Source organism: Planococcus chinensis (assembly GCF_042681545.1).
GTDB classification, from domain to species: domain Bacteria; phylum Bacillota; class Bacilli; order Bacillales_A; family Planococcaceae; genus Planococcus; species Planococcus chinensis.
This window is the reverse complement of sequence record NZ_JBHUFW010000006.1, coordinates 1-4,639: the sequence shown is the minus strand read 5'-3', so window position 1 is coordinate 4,639 and position 4,639 is coordinate 1. Positions and strand designations below refer to the sequence as shown.

Annotated in this window: 4 protein-coding genes; 1 reads left to right on the top strand and 3 read right to left on the bottom strand. The window is 40.5% G+C overall.

Going from position 1 to position 4,639, the window contains the following annotated elements; translation table 11 throughout:
• Window positions 1-50: 50 nt before the first annotated feature.
• On the bottom strand, window positions 51-605 hold the full coding sequence (locus tag ACFSDB_RS09875) for a MerR family transcriptional regulator (protein WP_204893873.1): 555 nt from the start codon (window positions 603-605) through the stop codon (window positions 51-53).
• A 271-nt stretch (window positions 606-876) separates the two neighbouring features.
• Between ACFSDB_RS09875 and ACFSDB_RS09870 the strand changes: the two genes are divergently transcribed.
• Window positions 877-1,134: a YesK family protein gene (locus ACFSDB_RS09870; RefSeq protein ID WP_204893872.1), complete on the top strand. Its 258-nt coding sequence runs from the start codon at window positions 877-879 to the stop codon at window positions 1,132-1,134.
• A 1,131-nt stretch (window positions 1,135-2,265) separates the two neighbouring features.
• On the opposite strand, the gene ACFSDB_RS09865 is transcribed toward ACFSDB_RS09870, so the two are convergent.
• Window positions 2,266-3,432, bottom strand: coding sequence for a replication initiation protein (locus tag ACFSDB_RS09865; protein ID WP_204893871.1), 1,167 nt, complete (start codon window positions 3,430-3,432; stop codon window positions 2,266-2,268).
• Between the two features lie 602 nt (window positions 3,433-4,034).
• Window positions 4,035-4,598, bottom strand: coding sequence for a tyrosine-type recombinase/integrase (locus ACFSDB_RS09860; protein ID WP_204893870.1), 564 nt, complete (start codon window positions 4,596-4,598; stop codon window positions 4,035-4,037).
• Window positions 4,599-4,639: the final 41 nt, after the last annotated feature.

The following is a 4,639-nucleotide window of genomic DNA, read 5'->3' as shown; positions in this document are numbered from 1 at the left end:
GTAACTTAACTGCACATAAGTTACATTCGTTTCCGCTGAAATAGTACCCTTTATTTGTTCCAGATTCTGGCCCATAAACCTCGGGTGTCTTTTTTCGGCGTGACCGTTTCAGGTTCGCTTTCTGGCTGCTGTGAGGACGATTCTGGCGCATCTAACTCGAATTCTTCCGGTACTGGTGCAAGTAATTGTTTCTGTTGTGCTTCCATCCGATCAATCTTCTGCTGCATTTTCTCCAATACTTCCACAAACATGATATCCCGTTCTTTTTGGCGCTCTTCTTGTTGCTGTAGCTGGATTTTCAGCTGTTTGACCTCATTCAGCATAGCAGTTGCTATGTCGTCGCTATCGCGCTCACGTGGCGCTATGGAGTTATTCTTTTTTAAACTCCTTGATGCCTCTATAACAGCCTCTTCAAGTGATTTTTTACCGCTATGAACTGTCGCTATGATGCCTTTAATCGCTATGTATTCGCTATCCGTATAAAGCCGGGCGTTCTTATGCGTTCGTTTGAACTGGATGCCTTCCTGTTCCAACAAAGCCGAATATTTCCGTAACGTGGAGGGTTGGATCTTTAAATTTGTACTTACTTCGCTTGGAGTCAACATCTATTATTCGCCTCCGTTTCCTTTTCTTCATGTTATAAGAGTCCAATCAATCCTGCATCTTCTTTTTTAGCAAAAGGTTCATAAAAAAAAAGAAAATTGGAGAAGACGCTGCGGGCCAGCAACTTCTCCAATTTTCTTTTACAAGACTTCCGATAATCTGATGATATGTAAACTAGTAAGTGGAGAATTTTAGAATTTCTGTAATTTGATTTCATGAGTACGCGTATATGTTATGATGATTCCAAATCTTTATTCTAAGGAGATACATAAAATGGATTTGATTATCATTACGCTTGTCACTAGTATTATATTGATTTATATTTCTTGGATGTTTAGTAAGAAAAACTCTTCATTTCAATATGCCGTGCCCTTAATAGTGGCTATTTTAAGTATTATAACCATCGCTCTAAGCTTCATAGTCGGAAGATGGTCTGGAATGGGAATAGGTGTTATTGGCCTTACCTTCCTTATTGCTTCGATTATTGCTTTAGTAGTTACTTCCTTTTTGAGCTTCAGAGAAATTAATTAAACTTTTTTAAAACAGAGAAAGGTCTGGCATATTCATAATAGCCAGGCTTTTTTAGTCCTAAAATTTTTACGCTTTTGGTGTAAAGTATTAACGTCGGTTTATTTTTCAGTTCACATATAGTTATGTCTCTTTCTTGTCTTAAAAATAAAAGCGTTCGTAAAAGTACACGTTTTCGAACACCTCAAAAGTAATCGAAAAGCAGAAAAAGAACGTTCGCAAATGTGGTCATACACTTTGTGAACGTTCTTCTGTTTTAAGCTAAATTTACGAACGAATGATTGCTGTCTTTTCATTTTTATCTATGTAGTTTTTATATCCGAAGGCGACAAGTGCATCCCTTTCACCACCCCGATTTTTGGGTGGTGTATAACTGGGCACTCTCGCTTTTCGCTCTCGGATCTTGTTGGTACTTTTATTCTTTTCATTTAGCCGCTGCACGTTCAATGTCTCACATTATTTACAGCTGGAAGCTGCCCACAATACACCTGATTTCTACAGGGTGTATAGATGGGCACTCTCTACTTTTTCCCGTACTCTCAATTTCGTCTGTACTGAATTTTATAAAAGCAAAGTAAGGAAAGCTGGCACAAACTTGTGCCAACCCGGAAAAAATAGTGGCACAGAAGTGTGCCAAAGGCTTTTTTTTCTGGCACAAAACTGTGCCAAAACCGAAATTTAATGTACCCAACTAAACACTAGGCTCTGCCTAGTTCCACAATGAAAATGGGGACACGTTTCCCTTATGCTCTTTCTCTCTTTTTTCACCTTTACGACTGTTTTGCTGTTCATTAGCCCCGGCAGGAAACCCAGAGGACGGCAGTGATTTTTTTTGCAGAAAAAATCGGTGCGTATAAATGGGCACTCTCACTGAACTTTTTCTTTTTGACTGCTGAAGAGAATCTCGAAAAACAATTGGCTAGAAAAAAGAACGGCAGATTCAGAAGATTGCTGCGTAAAAAAATCCGACAGTGCCCAGTTATACACCACCCCAAAATCGGGGTGGTGACGGGGTTTTAATGGTCGCCTTCGGATATCCAAAAGAGGGAGAAAAAAGAATAAAAGATGAACCAAAAAAAGCCCGTTCTGATATTCCAACGAGAGGAAATCGAACCGGGCTTTTGGCTTTTCTGTTTAAGAAGTGGAGGCATCTTTCGTTGTGCGTTTCTTTTTTTCGGCCAACTTTTTCAGCAACTTCTCTTTTTCTTTATCGAGTTCCGGATTCGATTCCGATGGTTCAGACGGTTCATCTTTGGAGGTGAACCAGTCCGGAAGTTTTTCTTCGCGTCCGGCCCAGCGTTCTTTCACCGGCTGCAGATCCGCAAACGTAATCCGTCCGCCAGCTTCATGGATCTCCCACGCGGAAGTAATTTTGGATTTGATGAACCCGAGTGGATTTTTCACGCTCTTTTCTTCGTTGACGTAGCGAATCAAGAATTCCAATTCCTGTTCAGCATCGCCTTGCCAAATTAGGGATGCGCCTTGATGCAGCTGCGCAAAAAAGGCGGTATCAAATTGATAGCCCTCTGCGAGTTCGTTCATTCTCTCCCGAAGATTATCTATTGCACTAGGTTCTTTAACTAGTTCAGACTTCTTTTCCAAACGGGGTACTTGAATTTCTCTTTCAGGAGCATGACGAATAGTGAATTCAATTTTATTGACCCCACGCCCCTTCTTAATTTCCTTATAAATTATATGGAGATCGGTCTTATCATTCACTTCGTCTACTGAAGTTTTTAAAACACGAGATTTAAAATGCCCATACTGCTTGTACTGCCCCTCTTCTACACCAAGTTTCCCTTTCAACTCTGCAATAGAACATTCCCAACGCCCCAAATGCTGCCACTTTTTCATTAGCTCATACAAACGGATTGAATAGGTACTATTTAGAGACAAAACATTACTCAAACGATATGACGTAAATTGATTTTTTAGCTGTAGCATATATGGTTTTAAATCCGGAGAAAAAGACAGATCGATGACCCCTGCCCCTTTAAGATATTTAGCACTGGAAACCCAATTGGCCAATAGCCAATCACCGTCTCCCAAAGGAATTTCAATAGTCTTTGACATTAATTGTTTAGCTATTTTCTTGATTTCGGTATATTTCGTACTACCTTCAAGACCTAGCATTTCTGTGAATTCCCGTATTGATATTCGATAATGTTTGAAATCACTATCCGAAGGTTCAATCATGCTCACCATTGTAAGCACAATTTTTTGTTCCCTTGCAGTTAGAGGGTTGTTATGACGAGCTTCAATTAAATCATTTGATTGAGTCACTAAATAACTATTATCCATTCAATCTCACCTACACTCACATTTTATTTTATTTGTGATCAATAATAATTAAATTATATTTTTTAAAAACTTCAAAGTCAATACTTATCACATAATATATCTATTTGTGATAATTGGAACCGAAAGTGTGATAGTTGAGACCGAAAGTGTGATAGTTCAGAGACCGAAAGTGTGATAGTTGGGACCGAAAGTGTGATAGTTGGGACCGAAAGTGTGATAGTTCATCTCTTTCAATGCAGTTATACCAAGGGTTTCAGCCTCCCTAAAACAGTTAAAACAATTAAAACAAAGTAATTAAAAACACCAACAACACGCGTACGCGCGCGAGCTGGTGGTGGTGGGCAAATAATAGGGACCGAAAGTGTGGCATTTCAAAAACTCTTCTCAGATCGCCATGACTTTTTCTATAAAATCATTGGTTTTACATAAGACAAAGTGAATCGCCCTCCTGATACATCTATAGAACGCACAGAACCCCCTTTAAAACGATTTTAAGACCGAAAATGAATAGAACTAGGGGTGCATCCTTAAAATTGATTTAACCCCTCTTAGAAGCCGTTTTTTGACAAACAAAAAAACTCCGCAGAAAAATGCTGGGAGTTTTACAGGCGAAACGACTTTAAATTGCTCTCAATTTGCTCATCTGTGATGCCGATGTAGCGCAACGTGATCTGCGGATGGGCATGGTTCAAGATATTCTGCAGCTCGGCAATGTCTTTGAATTGCTTGTAATGCCAATAGCCAAATGTTTTGCGCAAGGTATGCGTGCCGATGCCTACCGAGATATCGACCATCTGTGCGGCCTTCTGAAGCTGTCTGTACGCTTGAACGCGCGTAATCGATCCATTTCCCTTTCGACTGGGAAACAGCCACTCAGCGCCCTCTAACGTGCGAATATAAGCATCCAGTTCGTCGTAAATGTTGCCGAGGTGAATCGTCCGGCGTTTTCCGGTCTTTCCTTCACGCAACGACACCACCTTTTTGCCCTGGATCTCGCTCGTTTTGATGGCTAATAGATCCCCGACACGCAAGCCCGAATTGATGCCCAGAAGAAACAGAATGTAATCCCGTTCGCTGCACCACTTCTTCAAGCTCAATTTCATATCCTCGATCCGTTCCAGCGATCGGATCGGCTGCACATCTTTGATTTCGTTCTGTTTATTCATGACAAGCTCCTTTCGATTGGCTGCTGATTGTATGATTGCTA